22 protein-coding genes are annotated in these 19,722 nt (G+C 29.3%); 11 read left to right on the forward strand and 11 right to left on the reverse strand.

Annotation, left to right across the window (positions count from 1 at the left end; genetic code table 11):
• Positions 1–49 precede the first annotated feature (49 nt).
• The gene (locus tag LPB302_RS03980) at positions 50–1,297 is read left to right on the forward strand and encodes an MFS transporter (RefSeq protein WP_053975376.1); all 1,248 of its coding nucleotides are present in this window, start codon (positions 50–52) and stop codon (positions 1,295–1,297) included.
• Between the two features lie 141 nt (positions 1,298–1,438).
• Positions 1,439–1,882, forward strand: coding sequence for a DUF4199 domain-containing protein (locus LPB302_RS03985; protein WP_053975030.1), 444 nt, complete (start codon positions 1,439–1,441; stop codon positions 1,880–1,882).
• A 70-nt stretch (positions 1,883–1,952) separates the two neighbouring features.
• Here LPB302_RS03985 and LPB302_RS03990 read toward each other — a convergent pair whose 3' ends face one another.
• Entirely contained in the window at positions 1,953–2,792 is an 840-nt protein-coding gene (locus LPB302_RS03990; protein ID WP_053975031.1) for an OmpA/MotB family protein, read from the reverse strand.
• A gap of 61 nt (positions 2,793–2,853) precedes the next feature.
• Positions 2,854–5,490 carry a valine--tRNA ligase gene (locus LPB302_RS03995; protein WP_053975032.1) on the reverse strand — a complete coding sequence of 879 codons (2,637 nt, stop codon included), beginning with the start codon at positions 5,488–5,490 and terminating at the stop codon, positions 2,854–2,856.
• Positions 5,491–5,614: 124 nt separating this feature from the next.
• Here LPB302_RS03995 and LPB302_RS04000 point away from each other — a divergent pair, with 124 nt between their 5' ends.
• On the forward strand, positions 5,615–6,022 hold the full coding sequence (locus LPB302_RS04000; RefSeq protein WP_053975033.1) for a DUF1573 domain-containing protein: 408 nt from the start codon (positions 5,615–5,617) through the stop codon (positions 6,020–6,022).
• Here LPB302_RS04000 and LPB302_RS04005 read toward each other — a convergent pair whose 3' ends face one another.
• Complete coding sequence (locus LPB302_RS04005; protein ID WP_053975034.1) at positions 6,023–7,360, reverse strand: retropepsin-like aspartic protease; 1,338 nt, start codon at positions 7,358–7,360, stop codon at positions 6,023–6,025. It lies immediately after the preceding gene.
• A 150-nt stretch (positions 7,361–7,510) separates the two neighbouring features.
• Here LPB302_RS04005 and LPB302_RS04010 point away from each other — a divergent pair, with 150 nt between their 5' ends.
• Together LPB302_RS04010 and murB are read left to right on the forward strand one after the other, a co-directional pair.
• Positions 7,511–8,701 (forward strand): pyridoxal phosphate-dependent aminotransferase, encoded by a 1,191-nt coding sequence (locus tag LPB302_RS04010; protein WP_053975035.1) that lies wholly within the window; start codon positions 7,511–7,513, stop codon positions 8,699–8,701.
• Positions 8,702–9,712 carry a UDP-N-acetylmuramate dehydrogenase gene (murB, locus tag LPB302_RS04015; RefSeq protein WP_053975036.1) on the forward strand — a complete coding sequence of 337 codons (1,011 nt, stop codon included), beginning with the start codon at positions 8,702–8,704 and terminating at the stop codon, positions 9,710–9,712.
• Positions 9,713–9,768: 56 nt separating this feature from the next.
• On the opposite strand, the gene LPB302_RS04020 is transcribed toward murB, so the two are convergent.
• The 8 genes from LPB302_RS04020 to LPB302_RS04055 form a co-directional block, all read right to left on the reverse strand.
• Positions 9,769–10,440, reverse strand: a complete 672-nt coding sequence (locus LPB302_RS04020) for an SCO family protein (RefSeq protein WP_053975037.1) — start codon at positions 10,438–10,440, stop codon at positions 9,769–9,771.
• On the reverse strand, positions 10,409–11,017 hold the full coding sequence (locus LPB302_RS04025; protein WP_053975038.1) for a toxin-antitoxin system YwqK family antitoxin: 609 nt from the start codon (positions 11,015–11,017) through the stop codon (positions 10,409–10,411). The genes LPB302_RS04020 and LPB302_RS04025 overlap by 32 nt, the downstream gene beginning before the upstream one ends.
• Positions 11,004–11,795: a YHYH protein gene (locus LPB302_RS04030; protein WP_053975039.1), complete on the reverse strand. Its 792-nt coding sequence runs from the start codon at positions 11,793–11,795 to the stop codon at positions 11,004–11,006. The genes LPB302_RS04025 and LPB302_RS04030 overlap by 14 nt, the downstream gene beginning before the upstream one ends.
• 19 nt (positions 11,796–11,814) lie before the next feature.
• A complete protein-coding gene (locus LPB302_RS04035; RefSeq protein WP_053975040.1) occupies positions 11,815–12,108 on the reverse strand; it encodes an EF-hand domain-containing protein in 294 nt (97 codons plus the stop codon).
• 82 nt (positions 12,109–12,190) lie between these two features.
• Positions 12,191–13,348 (reverse strand): cytochrome-c peroxidase, encoded by a 1,158-nt coding sequence (locus LPB302_RS04040; RefSeq protein ID WP_053975041.1) that lies wholly within the window; start codon positions 13,346–13,348, stop codon positions 12,191–12,193.
• A 113-nt stretch (positions 13,349–13,461) separates the two neighbouring features.
• Entirely contained in the window at positions 13,462–13,956 is a 495-nt protein-coding gene (locus LPB302_RS04045) for a Spy/CpxP family protein refolding chaperone (RefSeq protein ID WP_053975042.1), read from the reverse strand.
• Between the two features lie 5 nt (positions 13,957–13,961).
• The gene (locus tag LPB302_RS04050; protein WP_053975043.1) at positions 13,962–14,276 is read right to left on the reverse strand and encodes a hypothetical protein; all 315 of its coding nucleotides are present in this window, start codon (positions 14,274–14,276) and stop codon (positions 13,962–13,964) included.
• A 110-nt stretch (positions 14,277–14,386) separates the two neighbouring features.
• Positions 14,387–14,968, reverse strand: a complete 582-nt coding sequence (locus tag LPB302_RS04055) for an RNA polymerase sigma factor (protein WP_053975044.1) — start codon at positions 14,966–14,968, stop codon at positions 14,387–14,389.
• 101 nt (positions 14,969–15,069) lie between these two features.
• On the opposite strand from LPB302_RS04055, the gene LPB302_RS04060 reads away from it, so the two are divergent.
• From LPB302_RS04060 to lipA, 6 genes are read left to right on the forward strand one after another with little or no spacing between them, the layout of a single operon-like run.
• The gene (locus LPB302_RS04060; protein WP_053975045.1) at positions 15,070–15,273 is read left to right on the forward strand and encodes a hypothetical protein; all 204 of its coding nucleotides are present in this window, start codon (positions 15,070–15,072) and stop codon (positions 15,271–15,273) included.
• 12 nt (positions 15,274–15,285) lie between these two features.
• On the forward strand, positions 15,286–16,386 hold the full coding sequence (locus LPB302_RS04065) for a glycosyltransferase family 2 protein (protein WP_053975046.1): 1,101 nt from the start codon (positions 15,286–15,288) through the stop codon (positions 16,384–16,386).
• Positions 16,383–16,946, forward strand: a complete 564-nt coding sequence (locus LPB302_RS04070; RefSeq protein WP_082329790.1) for an RNA polymerase sigma factor — start codon at positions 16,383–16,385, stop codon at positions 16,944–16,946. The genes LPB302_RS04065 and LPB302_RS04070 overlap by 4 nt, the downstream gene beginning before the upstream one ends.
• Positions 16,947–16,948: 2 nt before the next feature.
• Positions 16,949–17,347, forward strand: coding sequence for a hypothetical protein (locus LPB302_RS04075; protein WP_053975048.1), 399 nt, complete (start codon positions 16,949–16,951; stop codon positions 17,345–17,347).
• The gene (locus LPB302_RS04080; protein WP_053975049.1) at positions 17,344–18,564 is read left to right on the forward strand and encodes an Nramp family divalent metal transporter; all 1,221 of its coding nucleotides are present in this window, start codon (positions 17,344–17,346) and stop codon (positions 18,562–18,564) included. The genes LPB302_RS04075 and LPB302_RS04080 overlap by 4 nt, the downstream gene beginning before the upstream one ends.
• Positions 18,565–18,604: 40 nt before the next feature.
• Positions 18,605–19,474: a lipoyl synthase gene (gene lipA / locus LPB302_RS04085; protein WP_053975050.1), complete on the forward strand. Its 870-nt coding sequence runs from the start codon at positions 18,605–18,607 to the stop codon at positions 19,472–19,474.
• Positions 19,475–19,722: the final 248 nt, after the last annotated feature.

Below are 19,722 nucleotides of genomic sequence, written 5' to 3' on the forward strand. Positions count from 1 at the left end.
TTAAAGTCTAACATCGAAAACTTTGATACAAAAAAACAAAATTGCATCTATGTTCTCCTTAATAATTGCAGGAGAAGCTATTTTTTTATTACCCTTTATTTTAATGCGAGTTTTTAAGCCAGTAATAAGAGATGCCTTTGTAATTTCTGATGCGCAAATTGGTGAAGCTCAAGCTTTATATGGCATTACTGCTGTATTTTCTTATTTTTTTGGTGGATTTATAGCTGATAAATATGAGCCTAGAAAGCTATTAACCTTATCACTAATCCTTACTGCCTTAGGTGGTTTTTGGATGACTTTAATTCCGACTATTAACGGTCTAAAAGCATTATATGCTTTTTGGGGAATATCAACTATTTTGCTTTTTTGGGCATCTTTAATAAAAGCAACCAGACAATGGGGAAATGAAAACAATCAAGGTATTTCTTTTGGCTTGTTAGATGGAGGAAGAGGCTTTTTTGCAGCTACAATTGCTTTATCTGGAGCAGGAATTCTAACCTTCTTCTTTCCTGAAAAAGGTGTGGAGATTACATTTGAAAATAAGGTTGAAACCTTACAATATATTATTGGTTCAATCACTGCAATTGTATTTTTAATTGCACTGTTGGTATGGATTTTTATACCAAAAGGAAAATCAAAATTTGAAAACAGTAAAGAGTTTCAGTTTGATTTTAAAAAGGGATTTAACTTAATGAAACAGAAAAAAGTAATTTACCATTCAATTATTATATTTTGTGCTTATTGCTCTTACAAATTAACAGGCGTTTATGGCACATATGCCAAAGATGTATGGAACTACAGTTTAGAAGAAGCTACTTATTTTGCTGTTCTAATTCAATATATAAGACCAATTGCTGCAATTTCTATTGGGTGGATTGCTGATAAATTTGTTCCATCAAAAATTATAATTCCTAGTTTTTCTTTATTAATTCTAGCTTCTATTACTTTAGGGTTTGGCCTATTTAATTCATTACCAATTGTACTATCATTTAGCACATTTATACTTATGGCTTTAGGTACTTATTCTTTAAGAGGACTGTATTTTGCTATTATAGAAGAAACCAAAACACCAATTCAATTCACAGGTACCTTAGTTGGAATTATTTCTGTTGTTGGCTTTACTCCAGATATTTTTATGTCTTTATTTAATGGTTATATGTTAGGAGAAAATCCGACAGTAGTTGAATACCAGAATTTGTTTAGTGCATTTACAATAATACCAATCATTGGTTTATTAGCTACAATTGGTTTTAGAAAAGTTATAAAAACTACTATTAACCAACAAATTAAGCATTAAACAAAATAAATTACAAAACAACGTAATTACTGCAATACTCTTTGAAATTCCTTCACAAACTGAGTTTTAATCTTTCTTTAAGAGAGTTTTGTTAAAATTTAACTACTTTTGTTTAAGGATTAACTAAAAAACCTAAACACTATGTCAAAGGAAAAAATTATCATAAAAAACGCAATATTAATAGTCTTAATGATTGGAGGATTCTTTCTTATTTCGAAAGCATTAGGCTTAGAAGGTAACCCATACTTAAGATTTCTAAATCTAATATTTGTTTTAATTGGTATTAGACAAGCGGTTAAAACAAATGTAGAAGTAAACAATGTAACTGGGTATGCTAAAAATGCAGGAGTTGCCTTTGGAACATCGATTATAGGGGTTTTATTATCTACATTAGGAGTTCTAATTTATATTGAATTTATTGATCCAGAATTTTTAAGTACTATGAATAATTCATTTTTAATAGGTGGAGACGTATCTATTTTTGAATTGTTATTTACGCTTGTAATTGAAGGTATTGCCTCTTCTGTGGTTGGTTCTTTAATTGTTATGCAGTTTTACAAAAATCATGGAAAATCAGAAATTTAAAAAAATATATTTCATAAAAAAAACACTCCTATTAGGAGTGTTTTTTTTTATTTCAAATATTAGATACCCTTTAGTTTTCACTATTTAACAGTGCAAAAAACTTATTAATATTTGGTAGAATTACAATTCTCGTTCTTCTGTTTTTAGCTCTATTTTCAGATGATGTATTAGGCAATAAAGGCACTGTATCACCTCTTCCTGATGCTATTAGCCTATTACCATCAATCTTAAATTTGTTCTGTAATAAACGAACAATTGATGTAGCTCTTTTTACGCTTAAATCCCAATTGTCTTGAACTGCTGCATTACTAATTGTTTGAGAGTCTGTATGCCCTTCAATCATAATATCAATACTAGGTTCTGCCTCTGCTATATCAGCTATTTTGGTAATTAAGGAATAGGCACTTTCTTTAATTCTATAACTTCCAGTACTAAATAATAGTTTATCAGAAATAGAAATCATAACTACAGTTTCATCGATATCAATATCTAACTCATCTGAATTTAACAGTTCTGCTTCACCCAAAGTCTGTGAAATTATATTATATGATAAAGCTAAATTTAAAGAGTCTTTTAATGTTTTTGCTTTAGCTAATTTTTCAGGATTAACCTTAGCTAAAGTAGCATTCATAATATCTCTTCCTTTTTTAGAAATTACAATATTATCGCTATTAACATCAAATTTTAGTTCGTTTTCTTCTTCTAAATTAGCATTGTCATCTTTAAGAGAGTTTATTCTGTCATTATAAATTTCTACTCTTCTATTTATTTCCTCTTGTTTTAATTGCAATTTTTGAAGATTGCCTTTTGTATCTGTATATTTATTTTCTAACTCAACATATTTCTTCTTAGAAACACAAGAGGTTATCATTAACATACATAGTGATACTGGTAAAATTAAATTTCTCATTTCGTTTTATTTTTAGGAGAAATTAAATATACCTAAATTTAACTAAATGATAAATTCTAATTTATTTTAACGAATTTAAACTACCAATTATGGTTTCAATTTTAGCTAAAGTATCTGCTTCTTTCTTACGTTCTAAAGTAATTACCTTTTCTGGAGCATTAGCTACAAAACGTTCATTAGACAATTTCTTTTGAATACCTACAAGAAAACCTTGAGCTCTTTTTAACTCTGCTGATAGTTTTTCAATTTCAGCTTCAACATCAATATTTGCTGCAGAAATAGGTACAAAATATTCGTTAGATTTTACTCTAAATGAAGCTCCATCTACTTTCTCTGAAACATAACTAATAGATGATGTATTTGTCAGTTTCTGAATAATACCATCAAACTTTGTTGAAGAATTAGCGTTGTTAACAACAAACAATTCAACTGCATCTTTAAAGGCGATATTTTTATCTTTTCTAATAGTTCTAATTCCAGAAATTACACCTGTTGTAAATTCAAAATCATTAATTATTGCTGAATCAAACTCTTTCTGAGCAGGATACTTAGCTACAATTAATGCTTCCTCTGATGTTCTTTCTGCTATAAATTGCCAAATTTCTTCTGTTAAGAAAGGCATAAATGGATGTAGTATTTTCAAGTTATTTTCTAAAACTTGAATTATAGCATCAAACGTAATTTTGTCTATTGGATGTTGATAAGCAGGTTTTACAATTTCTAATAACCAAGAAGAAAAATCATCATTGATTAATTTGTAAATAGCCATTAAAGCATCAGACAATCTGTATTTAGAAAAATGATCTTCTATTTCTACAATGGTTTTCTGAAATTTGGCTTCATACCAATCTAAACCAATTTTAGCAGTTTCTGGCTGAGCTAAACTTGTATCTACTTCCCAACCTTTAATTAAACGAAAAGCATTCCAGATTTTGTTAGCAAAACCTTTTCCTTGCTGACATAGATCTTCATCAAATAGTATATCATTTCCTGCAGGCGCACTTAATAATAATCCTACCCTTACTCCATCTGCACCAAACTCTTCAATCAATTTTAAAGCATCAGGTGAGTTTCCTAAAGACTTAGACATTTTACGTCTTTGTTTATCTCTAACTAAACCTGTTAAATAAACATTTTCAAAAGGTTTTTCATCTTTATATTCATAACCAGCAACAATCATTCTAGCTACCCAGAAAAATAAAATATCTGGTCCAGTAACTAAATCGTTGGTTGGATAATAGTATTTAATTTCTTCGTTTTCAGGATTTCTGATCCCGTCAAAAACAGACATTGGCCATAACCAAGAAGAAAACCATGTATCTAAAGCATCTTCATCTTGTTTTAAATCAGTTGTTTGTAAATCTGATTTTCCTGTTTTTTCTTTGGCTAGAACTAAAGCTTCTTCAATAGTTTCTGCAACTACAAAATCTTCTTTTCCATCTCCATAGAAAAAAGCAGGTATTTGTTGACCCCACCAAAGTTGACGAGAAATGTTCCAATCACGCACATTTTCCATCCAATGACGATATGTATTCTCGAACTTTTTTGGATATAAATTAATGTCTGTATCATCACCCAAAACTGCTTTAATTGCTGGTTTGGCTAATTCTTCCATCTTTAAAAACCATTGATCAGACAATCTTGGTTCTATAACAGCTTTTGTTCTTTCTGATGTACCTACTTTATTGGTATGCACTTCAGTTTTTACTAAAACACCATTTTCTTCTAATTCTTTGGCGATTTCTTTACGAACTACAAAACGATCTTTACCTTCATAATGCAGTCCAAAAGAGTTTAAAGAAGCGTCATCATTAAAAATATCAATAACTTCTAGTTGATGCTTATCACCTAAATTTTTATCATTTTCATCATGAGCAGGTGTTACTTTTAAACAACCTGTACCAAATTCTAAATCTACATATTCATCTTCTATAATAGGAATTACTCTACCACATATAGGCACAATTGCTTTTTTCCCTTTTAAATACGTAAAACGTTCATCACTTGGATTAATACAAATTGCAGTATCTCCAAAAATGGTTTCTGGTCTTGTAGTTGCAATTGTTAAGGTATCTTCAGAACCTTCTATTTTATATTCCAAATAATATAAGTTTCCTTGTCTTTCTTCGTGAATTACTTCTTCATCAGATAAGGTGGTTTTTGCTTCAGGATCCCAATTTACCATTCTGTAACCTCTGTAAATAAGCCCTTTGTTGTATAAATCAACAAATACTTTAATTACAGATTCAGACATTTCTGGATCCATGGTAAACGCAGTTCTTTCCCAATCACAAGAAGCTCCTAACTTTTTTAACTGTTCTAAAATTATTCCTCCATATTCATCTTTCCAATCAAATGCATGTTGCAAAAATTCTTCACGAGTTAAATCGCTTTTAGCAATTCCTTGTTCTTTTAATTTAGCTACAACTTTTGCTTCTGTTGCAATAGATGCATGGTCTGTACCTGGCACCCAACAAGCATTTTTACCTTGTAAACGTGCACGTCTAATTAATACATCTTGAATTGTATTGTTTAACATATGACCCATATGCAAAACTCCAGTAACATTTGGTGGAGGAATTACAATTGTATAAGGTTCTCTATCATCTGGAGTTGAATGAAAATAGTTATTTTTCATCCAATAAGAATACCACTTATCTTCTACCTTACTTGCATCATATTTAGATGGAATTGCCATACTTTGGAATCGTTTTTGATATATAGTTCGCAAAAATACAATTCTCTTTTTTGTAGAGAAAATTAGCCATTGATTTTTTAAAATAAAATATAAACCCTAATTTTACAGTATTAAACCCTTAGTTATGAAAGTATTTGGATCATTTTTAATCGTTTTATTTATCTCTTTTTCAGCAAATTCTCAAGAATTTAAGTTTGAAAAAGAAACTATAGATTATGGTAAGGTAAATAAAGGTTCTAATGGAGAGCGTACTTTTGTTTTTACAAATGTGGGTGATGCTCCTTTAATTATTAAAAATGTGAGATCTACTTGTGGTTGTACAGTACCTAAAAAACCAGAGCAACCAATTATGCCAGGTGAAAAAGGAGAAATTAAAGTTTCTTATGATACCAATAGAGTTGGTGGCTTTTCTAAATCGATAAATATTTTTTCTAATGCTAAAAATCCTAGAAAAGTAATTCGAATTAAAGGAATTGTAAACACAGGTGTTTCTATGGAGAAAGAAAAAAGTATTGTTTCTGATTCTCAGTAATTAAATTTTTTTCTCTAAATAAAATTCATATTTAATTTTCTCTTCATTTCTTAAGACAGTAATACGTATTCTTTTATTGTCTCTTTCTTGAAATTTTTGATTGATAATTTGTAATGTTAAATCAGCAGCATTTGAGTTATTTATTTTTAAAATAATATCGTCTTTTTGAATTCCTGCAATAGCTGCAGGTGAACCTTCCACAACATTTCTTATTTTAAATGATGGTTTAAATTTATAAGAAAAACTACTTATAAAATTAATGGTTTTACTGTTTTCTCTTCCTTTAGTCATTAGGTTTTCTACTAAAGTTTTTCTTTCTTTTACTAATTGTTTACCACTGTAAATAACATCTAAACCACTCATATTATAGTCAAAACCATTAGATAAAGAGCCGTTTTTTTTGAGCATTAACTTTTGATTCCCATAATCAAACCAAACAATGAATCGTTTTAAAATTCCTGCTCCAATACTTCCATTTCTGTCTTTAATAGTTCTTGCATTTTTTGTAGAAATAGAATCTAAAAAAGAAACTGTAGGTGAATTTACTTGGTGAGCACCCAAATTTATAGCAGGTATTCTACTCCTATTTCCATAAATAGTTCCACTTAAGCCTTCTCCTAGAATATCTTTAAAAAATCGATTTGGTGTTTGAATATTATTTTTTGTGTTTTCAAATAACCAAAGAGCATCACTTCCACCTGTATCTATTAAAAGCTTAACCTTTGTAAGTTTAGCTCCAACAGTATCTAGCTGAATTTCTGTATTGATATAAGGCTTTTTTCGATGAAAAGTAAGTGGAAAAACTTCGCACTTTCTACATGTTTTTAATTGAACTTTAGAAGGATTATAAAAATGTATGTACTTTGTTTTATAATTAATTTTAACAATAAAATTCTTTAGTAAATCATAACCTAAAATACCATGAATAGTTATACCCATTTTGCCTGATAAATCGAAATAATCTCTAAGAATCACATAAACAGATTCATCATTGCTTACAATATTATCTATAGAAATTCGGTTATTTTTAGACATCAAGGCCTCAACAGCATCACCTTTACCTAATCCTTGAAGTTTAATTTTTTCTAAATTATTTAAACCTAAACTATCATTTTTAGTAATGTTAAATAAAATGGTTTTGGTAACACCAGAATCTAAAATAAAAGACACCTTTTTATTATTTATTTTCAGAGGCAGAACAATAAGATTATTTATAAGTTTAAACTTAACACTTACCTTCTTCTTATTTCTGTTTGCAAACTGAAAACCTTCTTGCGCATCTATTTTGATGAACCAAAAAATTGATAGAAGAATTAATATGAATTTTGTTTGTTTCAAGAGCTTCTTTTGCTTGTCTATTTAAATATACAAATTATGATTTGCTTTATTAAAAAAATCAGCAGGAAACCTTTTAAAGATTATGAAATTTAACAAGACTTTTAAAATTAATTTCGCAAATTTGCATGAAATTTTAAGTAAAAAATTATTATGCCTTCAATATCTATAAAAGGACTTCATATGCCAGAATCACCAATTAGAAAATTGGTGCCATTTGCAGAAAATGCGAAAAAGAGAGGAACTAAGGTTTACCATTTAAATATTGGTCAGCCAGATATTAAAACTCCTCAAATAGCTTTAGATGCTGTAAAAAATAATACTATAGAAACGTTATCTTATGCACGCTCTGAGGGTTCTGAAGAATACAGAACTAAATTAGCTAATTACTATGCAAACCATAACATAAATGTAACTCCAGATAATCTTATAGTTACTACAGGTGGTTCTGAGGCTTTACTTTTTACAATTGGCAGTATTACAGATGCAGGAGATGAAATTATTATACCTGAACCTTTTTACGCAAACTATAATGGTTTTTCAACGGCTTCTGGAGTAACTGTTGTGCCAGTTATCTCTAAAATTGAAGATAATTTTGCCTTACCAAAAATTGAAGATTTCGAAAAACTTATCACAAAAAATACAAAGGCAATTTTAATTTGTAATCCTGGTAATCCAACAGGATATATGTATTCTAAAGAAGAGCTTCAAAAATTAAAAGAAATCGTTTTAAAACATGATCTTTTTCTTATTGCTGATGAAGTTTATAGAGAATTTGCTTACGATGGTTTAGAGCATACCTCAATAATGGCTATAGAAGGTTTAGAAGAAAATGCTATTGTTATAGATTCTGTTTCTAAAAGATATAGCATGTGTGGAGCAAGAATTGGTTGTATCGTTTCTAAAAATGAAGCATTTATAGCTACAGCTATTAAGTTTGCACAAGCAAGACTAAGTCCACCAACTTATGCATTAATAGCGAGTGAAGCAGCTTTAGATACACCTCAAAGTTATTTTGATGATGTGAAAGCAGAATATGTTGAAAGAAGAAATACTTTAGTTTCTGAACTTCAAAAAATAGAAGGTGTTAAAGTGGCTAACCCAAAAGGTGCATTTTATTGTGTGGCTGAATTACCTGTAAATGATACAGATGATTTTGCTAAATGGATGTTAGAAAGCTACAATTACAATAATGAAACTGTAATGGTTGCACCTGCAAGTGGATTTTATTCTACAGAAGGTGAAGGAAAAAACCAAATTAGAATGGCTTACGTTTTAAAGAAGGAAGATTTAATTAAATCTGTAGAAATTCTAAAAAATGCATTAGCAACTTATAGAGCATAATTGAAGATTCAAGATAACATATCACTTAAAACATACAATACTTTTGGTATAGATGTAAATGCAAAACGATTTATTAGAGTAGATTCCGTTTACCAACTACAAGAACTATTAAAAGTTGAAAAAGATGTTTTCTTAATTTCTGGAGGAAGCAACATGTTGCTTACAAAAGATATTGATAAGTTAGTTGTACATATTGATATTAAAGGAATTTCTATAGATAAAGAAGATGATAACTTTGTGTATCTTACTGTAAATGCTGGAGAAAACTGGCATGAATTTGTACTTTATTGCGTAGATCAGAATTATGGTGGTTTAGAAAATTTATCCTTAATTCCTGGTAATGTGGGTACATGCCCTATTCAAAATATAGGAGCTTATGGAGTTGAAGTAAAAGATACCATTACCAAATTAGAGGCTATCAATATAGAAACTACAAAATTGCATACGTTTTCTAATGATGATTGCAATTTTGGATATAGAAATTCAATATTTAAAAACAAAGTAAAAGGCGAATTTGTTATTACTTCTGTTGCTTTTAAATTGACAAAACAAAATCACAATTTGAATACTTCTTATGGAGCTATTGAAACTGAATTATCTTCCAAAAACATAATTAGCCCAAGTTTAAAAGACATCTCTAATGCTGTTATAGCCATAAGACAAACTAAACTTCCAGATCCTAAAGAGATAGGTAACAGTGGCAGTTTCTTTAAAAATCCAGTTATAAGCAAATCAGCTTTTATAAATTTACAAAAAGAGTACCCTAACATACCTAGTTATACAATTTCTGAAAATGAAGTAAAAGTACCTGCAGGTTGGCTTATAGAAACAGCAGGTTTTAAAGGCAAACGTTGTGGAGATTATGGAGTACATGAAAAACAGGCGCTTGTTCTTGTAAATTACAATAATGCATCAGGTAAAGATATTTATGCTCTTGCAGAAGAAATTAAAAAGCATATCCTAAATCAATTTAAAATTGATTTAGAGATTGAAGTGAATATTATAAAATAAAAAACCTTGTAATAAATTACAAGGTTCTTCTGAAAGTATTCCCCCAAATACCAACATTAACTTTTTTGAAGCGTTTTAATATCTGCAATTAATTGCTTTACAGAGTTTTTATTCAACCCATTATAAATGCCTCTAATGTGTTTATTCTTATCTATCAAAATAAAATTTTCTGTGTGTAAAAAATCATCTATTCCTTTAGGCTCTCCTAAATCATTTTCAACAAAATAAGAAGATCTGCCTAAATCATAAATTTCTTGCTTTTTACCTGTTACCAAATGCCAATTAGCGCCAATATTCTTCTCAATTGCATATTTTTTTAATTGTGGAACAGAATCTTTGGTAGGTGTCACAGAATGAGAAAGCATTAGTATAGAATTATCATTTTGAAATGCCTCTTGAATCATATGCATATTTTTAGTCATAATTGGACAGATTCCAGGACAAGTTGTAAAGAAAAAATCAGTTACATAAATTTTATTATCAAAAGTTTTATCTGAAACTATCTTTCCATTTTGGTTTATAAATTCAAACTTAGGAATTTTATGAAAATCCTTTAATTTATTTGAGTTTTTATCAATCCATTTAGGTGTAAATGAAGCTTCATTATAATAAGGTAAATCATCTACCCTACTTTCTAACTCTTTACTTTCTTGCTTTTTACATTGCAAAAACATAAAAAAAGTTAATACTAAAAGACTATATTTTTTTACGCTCTTCAATTTTTTCATTTTTTAGCTGATAACATAAGTTGGCTCTTTGCATACCAAAAATTCGACCATTTTTAGCTTCATAATTAACATAAATAGCTCCATTCTCTAACCAAGCTTGTTGCAATCCTTCCTCTAATCCTTGGTTTAAATTTCTTTTTTTTGCTAATTGACCACTAGCATACCACACTTTTTGAACTCCTTGTAATTTACCATTGACATAATTGGTTTCAGAAATTAAATTACCATTTTTATCATAATTAAGCTTTTTTCCTTGCAACTTATTATCTACATAAAGAGCCTTTCTTTTTACACTTCCATCATCAAAAAACATGAAGCTTTCTCCTTCTCTTTTACCATTGTAAAAAGCAGTTTTTTCAGATATACTATCATTTTCATGCAATTTAAAACTAAAGCCATTAAAGGGTTTATCTTTATATAACCATAGTCCTTTTGTTTGATCTAATTTTAGCTCTTCTTTATTTACAAAAACATTTTGTATCAACTTTTTTACCACTAGATTTTCATCTTTAAATTCTGATTTTTTACAAGAATTAAAGACAATAAAAAATAAAATATAATATTTAATTAATCGCATTTGGTGTACCTTGATATGGACCTGCAAAAGCTAAATACCTACCAGTTGTAGTATACAATTCATTAATAATATGATAATGATATGTTTCTTCTGAAGAATGTTGAGTTGTACTTGTATGACCTCCTGAAGCATCTAATCCTGTAGGATAAGTTCCTGTTGAATTACACTTTCTTCCATATATAAAAAATCCATCTGAAATAATACCAACTAATTTATCATCATCATCTGTAAACGCTAAAGGTTCTAAATGATAGTGATATTGTGATGGTCCTATATGAGCACCTGCATAATCTAAACTACCAGCTGCACTATCTAAAGGACCATTTCCTTCTTGATCATTGTAAATGTAAGCACCACTAACAGCTATACCAATAGCTCCTAAGCTAGTGGCTGTTGTAGAACTTGCAATTGATGATGATGCAGAAACAGTTAATGAACCAGATAAATCTCTACCTGAGGTATCTATTCTTGTTGGTGTCATACTCGCTTCACTAGTAACAGTTGGTGCTACATATAAAGGATGACTTTCGCTCCAATAAGGAGTTGTATGATTTGGCAAACCTGTTGTTTCTATGGTTATTGATGTTCCATTTCCTGAAATGTAAATATCGGTTTCATCTACATCAAAATCATCAAATGCAGATGGAAGTTCTGTAATAATAACATCATTTGTTGTTTGATCTATAAGGGTTTCTGTATCATCATTTGAGCTGCATGCTATTAATGCACTTACTACAATTACAGCCAATGAAATTGATTTAAATAGTTTAGTTTTCATAATTAGTTTACTTGTTGTGTTAGTTAATTTCTCTTCTCTCTGGTCTTTCTGGCCTTTTTGGTTTTGGTGCCTTCTTTAATTCCTCTTTAGAAATAAAACCATCTTTATTGGTATCTATCTTTTTGAAATCTTGTTTTAAAGGACCTTTTGCTTCTTTTAAAGATATTTTACCATCTTCATTTTTATCTAAATCCTTAAAAATCTTTTTTATAGAAGGTGGTCCTTGTCTTTTTTGATCCTCTCTATTTTCTTGACCAAATGATGACAAAACCCCAAATGCAAAAAAAGTAATTGTTAAAAGTGTTTTTTTCATGTGTCTATTTTAGTGTTCTATATATTAAGATGTGCTTATAATTAAATACTTGCGCTGTTAACATACATTTAACTTAAATCTTTTATTGATTGGTTAAAAATGGATCTGAAAACTTTTCATCAAAAATAAATTCCTCATCTGTTAGTGTTTTTAAGAAATCTACCAACGCTTGTTTTTCTACCTCTGTAAGATTAAGTCTTCTTACTCCATTTCCTTGACGTAATCTGCCATCTAAATCTGCACTATTCTGCACTCCTGAATTGTAATGCTCTACAACTTCTTCTAAAGTTGCAAAACGACCATCGTGCATAAATGGTGCTGTTAGCTCAATGTTTCTTAAAGAAGGTACTTTAAATTCACCATCATTTCTACCTTCATCTGTTAGTATTGCATCTAAACCATTGTTTCTAGCTCTGTCTCCTACAAATGCATTAGTATCATGACAATCAGAGCATCTTGTTCTGTTACTGAAAAATAAATTTTTACCAAGATTTTCTGATGTTGTAAAATTAGGGAAGTTGGCATTTTGATTATTGGTTTGTGCTAAACCTTCATCGTATTTTGATTGATAAGAAACCATTGATCTAACAAACTGAGCTAAGGCTAAAGATACTCTCTCACTAGTTATTTCTTCATCACCAAAAGCTCTAGTAAATAACACAGTATAATAATCATCATTCTGCAATTTACTTTCAAGTTCTTCTAAAGTTAAACCCATTTCTACAGCATCTTGTATTGGTAATAACACTTGCTCTTCTAAGCTAGCTGCTCTTTCATCCCAAAAGAATCTTCCATTATCATAGAATTTAGCATTAGCTAAACCCATGGAATTCCTGGCTGTTAATTCGCCATTAAAACCTACACTTAACGTATTTACATCTGTAAAACCTTTAGATTGATCATGACATGATGCACAGCTAACTGCATTATTTACAGATAATTGATTATCGTAAAATAAAACTCTACCCAAAGTTGCACCTTCATCTGTAATTGGATTATTATTTGGAGTGTTATCTTCTTGTGCTGTTCCGTTATTTAAAAAATAATCTGGTAAAACAACATTTTCGTAATTAAAAGAATTGGCTGGTAGATTTAAAGTTCGTGCTAAAATTTCTAAATCTGAACTTGTGTTTTCATCAATAGAAACATCATCAATAAGTTCTACATATTCAGAATCTGATGAACAAGAAACGATACCTATTAGAATAAATAGGGCAAAAGTTTTGTGAGTGAAAGTCATAATTTTAAGTTTTAAATAAATAAAAAGTAAAATTGTTCCATATTTCTTATTTTGGTTGATATATGTTTAGATGACTATCTTTTAAAAAACTTGCGAAAAAAAATTGAATAAGATTATCTTGGTGGAGGAGGCATTCTTCTTTCTCTTGGAAAGTGATCTCCATTTCTATTGGGTGGACCTGGTTTATTACCCCTTAAAGCTTGTTTAATAATCTTATCAAATTTACTCTTTTGTTCTTCATTACAAATGGCTCTTACCTGTTTAAAAAACTCAAAAACCTCCAACTCTTTCTCTACTTCTAGCCTACTAGTCCTTTCAATAATTGCTCTAGTATCTATAGTAGAATTCTCTTCTTGAAAAGAACTAAACAGATTATCTTTCTGTCTTGTAATTTTTCTTTCAAAATCAAGCATTCTTTCTCTATGCTTTTCATCTAATTCAGTAAAAACTCCCTTTTGTTCTTCAGAGAAATTAAGTTGATTGGTTAAGAAGTTTCTTGCTGGTGGTTTCTTACCTCTTTGATGCGTCTGAGCAACCAATATGTAAATTAAAAAACCGTTTAACACCACCAAAACAATTATTAAAACTGTAAGTAATTTTGTTTTCATACTCTTTAATTTAATAAACTTGTTGAAGTTTGTAAATTATACTCTTGAGCAAAACCCTCTATATTATTCGAATTACTAGTTTGCTCTTCTGCATTAAATGCGTAATAGAAAACAGATACATTTATGCAAATCACAAGTGCTAAAACTGCCCATTGTAATTTTGGGGTAAACCATGCATATAAAGTAGAGCTCTCATTTATTTCTTGCTCTTGTTTAATGCTTTGTAATACTTTGTGCTTAAAAAAATGATTTACTTTCACTTCTTCAATTGCATTTAGTATTTCTAGTTGCTTTTCTAAAGTATTGTCTTTTTGTTCCATTTCAGTTCTTTTGATTGCTCAAAATAATTTTATAATTATTTAGATGTGTTCTATTTCTAAAACTTGCAAAATATTTTAAATTTATTTTTAAATATATGTTTACCAATAACTTAAGATGAATTATTTTTATTTACACTTGCCAACTTTTCTTTTAAAGATTTCTTAGCTCTAAACATTATAGATTCTACAGATGATAGACTTTTACCAGTAATTTCAACAATTTCTTGATAGCTTTTATCATCAATTTTAGCCAATGTAAAAACAATTCGTTGTGATTCTGGCAAGGTATTTATCGCCTTAAAAATAGTTGCAGTAAGTTCTTTGTTTTCTAAGATAATTCCTGGGTGTTTAAACTCAGTAAAGTAGTTGCTTTTATCTCTAGGTGTTTCATTACCTAAAATAGTTTGCATAAATGCAAATCTCTTCTTGGTGTTCTTTTTACGGATAAATTCAAGGCATTTATTGGTAGCAATTCTATAAATCCAAGTAGAAAGTTTAGAATTACCTTTAAATTTATTTATCGATCTAAAAACCTCTAAAAAAACTTCTTGAGCAATATCTTCTGCATCTTCTTTATTAGGCACAAAAGAGATACAAGTATTAAATACCTTCTGTTCAAAATCATTTAGCAAAATGCCAAATGCAGAAGATTTACCTTCTTTTAGTTCTTTTATAAAATCTAATTCGCTCAATAATAATTACCTAAAAAGTAAACATACCAAAAAAGTTAAAACTAAACTACATAAGTGCCTATCTATTTCACTTTTAATTGTATAATTTGTAACTTTGCAACATGAAATTATTATTACTTACTTTAGGGCTTTTAGCATTAGGAGTAGCAGGTATTGCAATTAAAATTTGGGCTAAGAAAGATGGTGAATTTGCAGGCACTTGTGCTAGCCAAAACCCTATGTTAAATAGAGAAGGAGAAGCCTGTGGTTTCTGTGGAAAAAGTCCAGATCAGTTTGATACTTGTGCTGAACCTGAACATAATTAAGCTTTACCTAGTATGCTATTAACCGTACTTTTCTACGTTTTTGTAGCTGTTACAGGTATTCAAATTATTTATTATCTCTTATTTTCTTCCATTCTTGTTAAAAATAAAGAAGAGGTTATAACTTCAAATGAATATCCTATATCTGTTATTGTATATAACAAGAATAGTGGAGATTCTCTAAGAAACAACCTTCCAAACCTTTTAAATCAAAAGTATTCTAAGTTCGAAATTCTTATAGTAGATAGCAGTACTGATGATAATGATTTAGGTGAACTTATACTTGATTTTGTTGAGAAACATAACAACCTAAAAATTATAAAAGTAGAAAATAACGAGGCTTTTTGGGGTAATAAAAAATACGCTTTAACTCTAGGTATTAAGGCTGCCAAATATGATCATTTGTTGTTTACAGATGCAAAGACAAAAGTACTTTCTACAGATTGGATCAATTCAATGAGTTCTAATTTTACGAAAACTAAAACCATTAATTTAGGTTATAGAAAATTTTCTAAAAGCAATTCGTTCTTAAATTTATTAGCACGTTTTGAAAACCTAGTTACAGCCATTCAATGTTTCTCATTTCTTAAAATCAAGAGTCCTTTTATGGCTTTTGGTGATAATTTAGCATATAACAGGCAAGAGTTTTTTAATGTAAAAGGTTTTATTTATCATATTAAAGTTACAAATGGAGAAGATGATCTTTTTATTAGAGATGCAGCTACCAAAGAAAATATTACCTACACTTTAGATGCAAATAGTTTTGTGGAAAACAAAGCACCAGAATCTCTATTAAGTTGGCTTTCATCACTCAAATCTAACAAATTACTTCAAAGACACTATAAGTTTAAACAACGTTTACTTTTAAACCTGTTTAGTTTAACTAAGATATTATTTTACGTATTTGGTACAATTTCTTTTTTCTTTTTCTCTTGGCAAATAATCTTACCAATAGTATTGTCTTACTTTTTAATTCAATTTATTGTTGTTGGTTTATCAGCAAAAAAATTACAAGAACCTTATGTGATTTTCTATTTACCAATTCTAGAAATTTCTTTAGTATTGATTCAAATTAGTATATTTATTGCTAATTCATTTTCAAAAACAAATCGTTGAGTAAAGAAAACTTAGTATTACAGCAAAATATTACCAAAGCAAAAGAAGGTAATCAGGCTGCTTTTCGCTATTTGTTAGACCTTTATTGGTTAGAGGTTTATAGCTTTTTACTTAAGAGAGTCAACAATGAAAATGAGGCAGAAGACATAGCTATACAAGCTTTTTCTAAAGCTTTTGACAAGATTTCTACTTTTGATGAAAATTATACTTTTAAAACTTGGCTAATAACCATTTCTAAAAATGTGCATATAGATTTAGTTCGTAAAAAGAAAATATCTGTTGCAACAGAAACCACCAAAGATCAAGAAGAAAGAGTGTATTTAGTTGTTGATGAAAATCCTACTCCAGAAGATAAAATAATTAGAGAACAAAATTTAGCAAAACTTTTAAGAGACATTAGGCAGTTAAAACCTAAATATCAAGAAGTAATTCAATTGCGCTATTTTCAAGAACTTAGTTATAAAGAAATTGCACAACACACCAATGAACCCATGAATAATGTTAAGGTAAAATTGTTGCGTGCTAAAAAATTATTGGCGGAGATTATTAAAAAATCTTAAGTATGCCAAGATTTAATGCTTACGAAAAAAGCTTAAACGATTTTTCTGATGAAATTTTAATTGTTTGCAAAAACTGCAGACAAAAAGCGATGGCTAAGCAAAAAGACAAATGTTTGCAAATTATTTGTGAAAATTGTGGCTATAATAAAAGGCTAAGTGATGTTTTTAATTTTCCAAATTATGAGTTATGGCTTAAAACTGAATTAAATGAAGGGAAACTTTGGGCCTATAATTTAAATCATTTAGAATTTATTGAAAAGCATATTGCTGCAACTTTAAGAGAAAGAAATTTAGAAAGATTATCTAATATTTCTATTGGTAGCAGATTACCTAAATGGATGACAGCTAAAAATAATAGAGCTAAATTGCTAAAGGCAATTGCAAAATTAAAAATCAAATGAAAAAATCTTTCTTACAATCTTTAGGGCCAGGTTTATTATTTGCAGGTGCAGCAATTGGGGTTTCTCACTTAGTACAATCTACAAGAGCTGGTGCAGAATTTGGTTTTGGCTTACTATGGGCCTTATTGTTGGTAAACCTATTTAAATATCCATTTTTTCAATTTGGACCAAGATATGCTGCTGCAACTGGTGAAACTTTGCTTGATGGTTATAATAAACTTGGTAAATGGGTTTTGGTGCTTTACTATATCATTTCCTTTGGTACTATGTTTACAATTCAGGCTGCTGTAACTATAGTAACAGCTGGCTTAGCTTCTCAACTTTTTGGTTTTACAGATAATCTAGTTGTTTGGTCTTTTATAATTATGTTGGTTAGCATCATATTTTTATTAGTGGGGAAGTATAAATTATTAGATAATTTAATGAAATTTATCATTATAATATTATCATTAAGTACTGTTGCTGCTGTAGTTATTGCCTTAAATAATTCTTCAGAGGCTTTTGATGTAACTCAGATTTTACCTTCAGGTACTGCAGAAATAACATTCTTAATTGCATTTTTAGGCTGGATGCCTGCTCCTTTAGATATTTCTATATGGCATTCTATTTGGTCTGTAGAAAAAAGAAAAGTGAGCAAAATAGCAATTAAGCCTAAAGATGCCATTTTTGACTTTAATGTTGGTTATATAGGTACTATTATTTTAGGAGTATGTTTTGTACTTTTAGGAGCATTAGTAATGTACAAATCTGCAGCTACCTTTTCTAATAAAGGGGGTGAATTTGCAGAACAACTTATAAATTTATATACACAAAACTTAGGTGAAGTATCTTATATTTTCATAGCTATTGCAGCTTTTACAACTATGTTTAGTACTACCATTACAACTTTAGATGCTTCTCCAAGAGCCATGAATTTAAGCACAAATTTATTACTGAATAAAAACTATAAATTTGGCTATTGGTTTTGGATTATTCTTTTATTTGTAGGCACCTTATTAATACTTCAGTTCTATATTGCAAATATGGGAGACTTGGTTAAAATTGCAACAATTCTATCATTTTTAACAGCACCTTTTTACGCAATTTTAAACTATATTTTAATTACTGGTAAACATACCCCAAAAGAAAATCAACCTAAAATTTTTACAAAGGTTTTAAGTTTGGTTGGAATTGTATTTCTAATTGGATTTAGCATTTGGTTTTTAACTAATATTTAAATCTTTTCTTCGTAAATTTGTAGTCTAATCTAGAAAGAAAATGGCGATAGAAACTGCAGTACTTCCAGAAAGACCAAAAAAACCAAAATGGTTACGTGTAAAATTACCTGTAGGTAAAAAATACACAGAATTAAGAGGTTTAGTAGACAAGTATAAATTAAATACTATTTGTACAAGTGGTAGTTGCCCAAACATGGGAGAATGTTGGGGAGAAGGAACTGCTACCTTTATGATTTTAGGTAATATCTGTACACGTTCTTGTGGCTTTTGTGGTGTAAAAACAGGAAGACCAGATACAGTTGAATGGGATGAACCAGAAAAAGTAGCTAGGTCTATTAAATTAATGGGTATTAAGCATGCCGTAATTACTTCTGTAGATAGAGATGATTTAAAGGATGGAGGTTCTATAATTTGGGCTGAAACTGTTGATGCAATCCGTAGAGCAAACCCAAATACTACTTTAGAAACTTTAATACCAGATTTTCAAGGAAACACAAAACAGATTGATAGAATTATAGAAGTTGCTCCAGAAGTTGTTTCTCATAATATGGAAACTGTTCGTAGACTAACCAGAGAAGTTAGAATTCAAGCTAAATATGATAGAAGTTTAGGTGTTTTAAAATACCTAAAAGAAAATGGCATGAGAACCAAAACAGGTTTAATGTTAGGTCTAGGAGAAAAAGAAGATGAAGTAATTCAAACTATGAAAGATCTTAGAGCTGTAAATTGTGATATTATTACTATTGGGCAATACTTGCAGCCTACAAAAAAGCACTTACCTGTAAAAGAGTTTATAACACCAGAACAATTTAAGAAGTATGAAACTTTAGGTTTAGAAATGGGCTTTATGTATGTAGAAAGTGGAGCTTTAGTTCGTTCTTCTTACAAAGCACACAAACACGCTAAATAAAATAAAAAAAGTTTAATTCAAATAAAATTTGGCACAGAGTTTGCGGATATGCAAATGAAAGCAACGTAGTAAACTGTTTTCATTGTGTAAATTATTTGAATTAGTTGATTTAAAAACCACCTCTTAGAGGTGGTTTTTTTTGTGTAATAATAAAAGCGAATAAAAAAATCGTCTAAAATATTTTAGACGATTTTTTATAACATATTATAAATCCCCCAATTCGTAATAGTTATTAATTCAAATAAACA

This window comes from Polaribacter dokdonensis (genome assembly GCF_024362345.1).
In the GTDB taxonomy this organism is placed as follows: Bacteria; Bacteroidota; Bacteroidia; order Flavobacteriales; family Flavobacteriaceae; genus Polaribacter; species Polaribacter dokdonensis.

Coding starts and splice junctions, on each gene's coding strand:
- LPB302_RS04030 (WP_053975039.1), bottom strand. CDS start 11,795: ATGAAAACTAAACTATTTAAATCAATTTCATTGGCTGTAATTGTAGTA.
- LPB302_RS04020 (WP_053975037.1), bottom strand. CDS start 10,440: ATGAAAAAATTGAAGAGCGTAAAAAAATATAGTCTTTTAGTATTAACT.
- LPB302_RS03980 (WP_053975376.1), top strand. CDS start 50: ATGTTCTCCTTAATAATTGCAGGAGAAGCTATTTTTTTATTACCCTTT.
- LPB302_RS04045 (WP_053975042.1), bottom strand. CDS start 13,956: ATGAAAACAAAATTACTTACAGTTTTAATAATTGTTTTGGTGGTGTTA.
- LPB302_RS04035 (WP_053975040.1), bottom strand. CDS start 12,108: ATGAAAAAAACACTTTTAACAATTACTTTTTTTGCATTTGGGGTTTTG.
- LPB302_RS04040 (WP_053975041.1), bottom strand. CDS start 13,348: ATGACTTTCACTCACAAAACTTTTGCCCTATTTATTCTAATAGGTATC.
- LPB302_RS04065 (WP_053975046.1), top strand. CDS start 15,286: ATGCTATTAACCGTACTTTTCTACGTTTTTGTAGCTGTTACAGGTATT.
- LPB302_RS03990 (WP_053975031.1), bottom strand. CDS start 2,792: ATGAGAAATTTAATTTTACCAGTATCACTATGTATGTTAATGATAACC.
- LPB302_RS04010 (WP_053975035.1), top strand. CDS start 7,511: ATGCCTTCAATATCTATAAAAGGACTTCATATGCCAGAATCACCAATT.
- LPB302_RS04050 (WP_053975043.1), bottom strand. CDS start 14,276: ATGGAACAAAAAGACAATACTTTAGAAAAGCAACTAGAAATACTAAAT.
- lipA (WP_053975050.1), top strand. CDS start 18,605: ATGGCGATAGAAACTGCAGTACTTCCAGAAAGACCAAAAAAACCAAAA.
- LPB302_RS03985 (WP_053975030.1), top strand. CDS start 1,439: ATGTCAAAGGAAAAAATTATCATAAAAAACGCAATATTAATAGTCTTA.
- LPB302_RS03995 (WP_053975032.1), bottom strand. CDS start 5,490: ATGGCAATTCCATCTAAATATGATGCAAGTAAGGTAGAAGATAAGTGG.
- LPB302_RS04000 (WP_053975033.1), top strand. CDS start 5,615: ATGAAAGTATTTGGATCATTTTTAATCGTTTTATTTATCTCTTTTTCA.
- LPB302_RS04075 (WP_053975048.1), top strand. CDS start 16,949: ATGCCAAGATTTAATGCTTACGAAAAAAGCTTAAACGATTTTTCTGAT.
- LPB302_RS04060 (WP_053975045.1), top strand. CDS start 15,070: ATGAAATTATTATTACTTACTTTAGGGCTTTTAGCATTAGGAGTAGCA.
- LPB302_RS04080 (WP_053975049.1), top strand. CDS start 17,344: ATGAAAAAATCTTTCTTACAATCTTTAGGGCCAGGTTTATTATTTGCA.
- LPB302_RS04025 (WP_053975038.1), bottom strand. CDS start 11,017: ATGCGATTAATTAAATATTATATTTTATTTTTTATTGTCTTTAATTCT.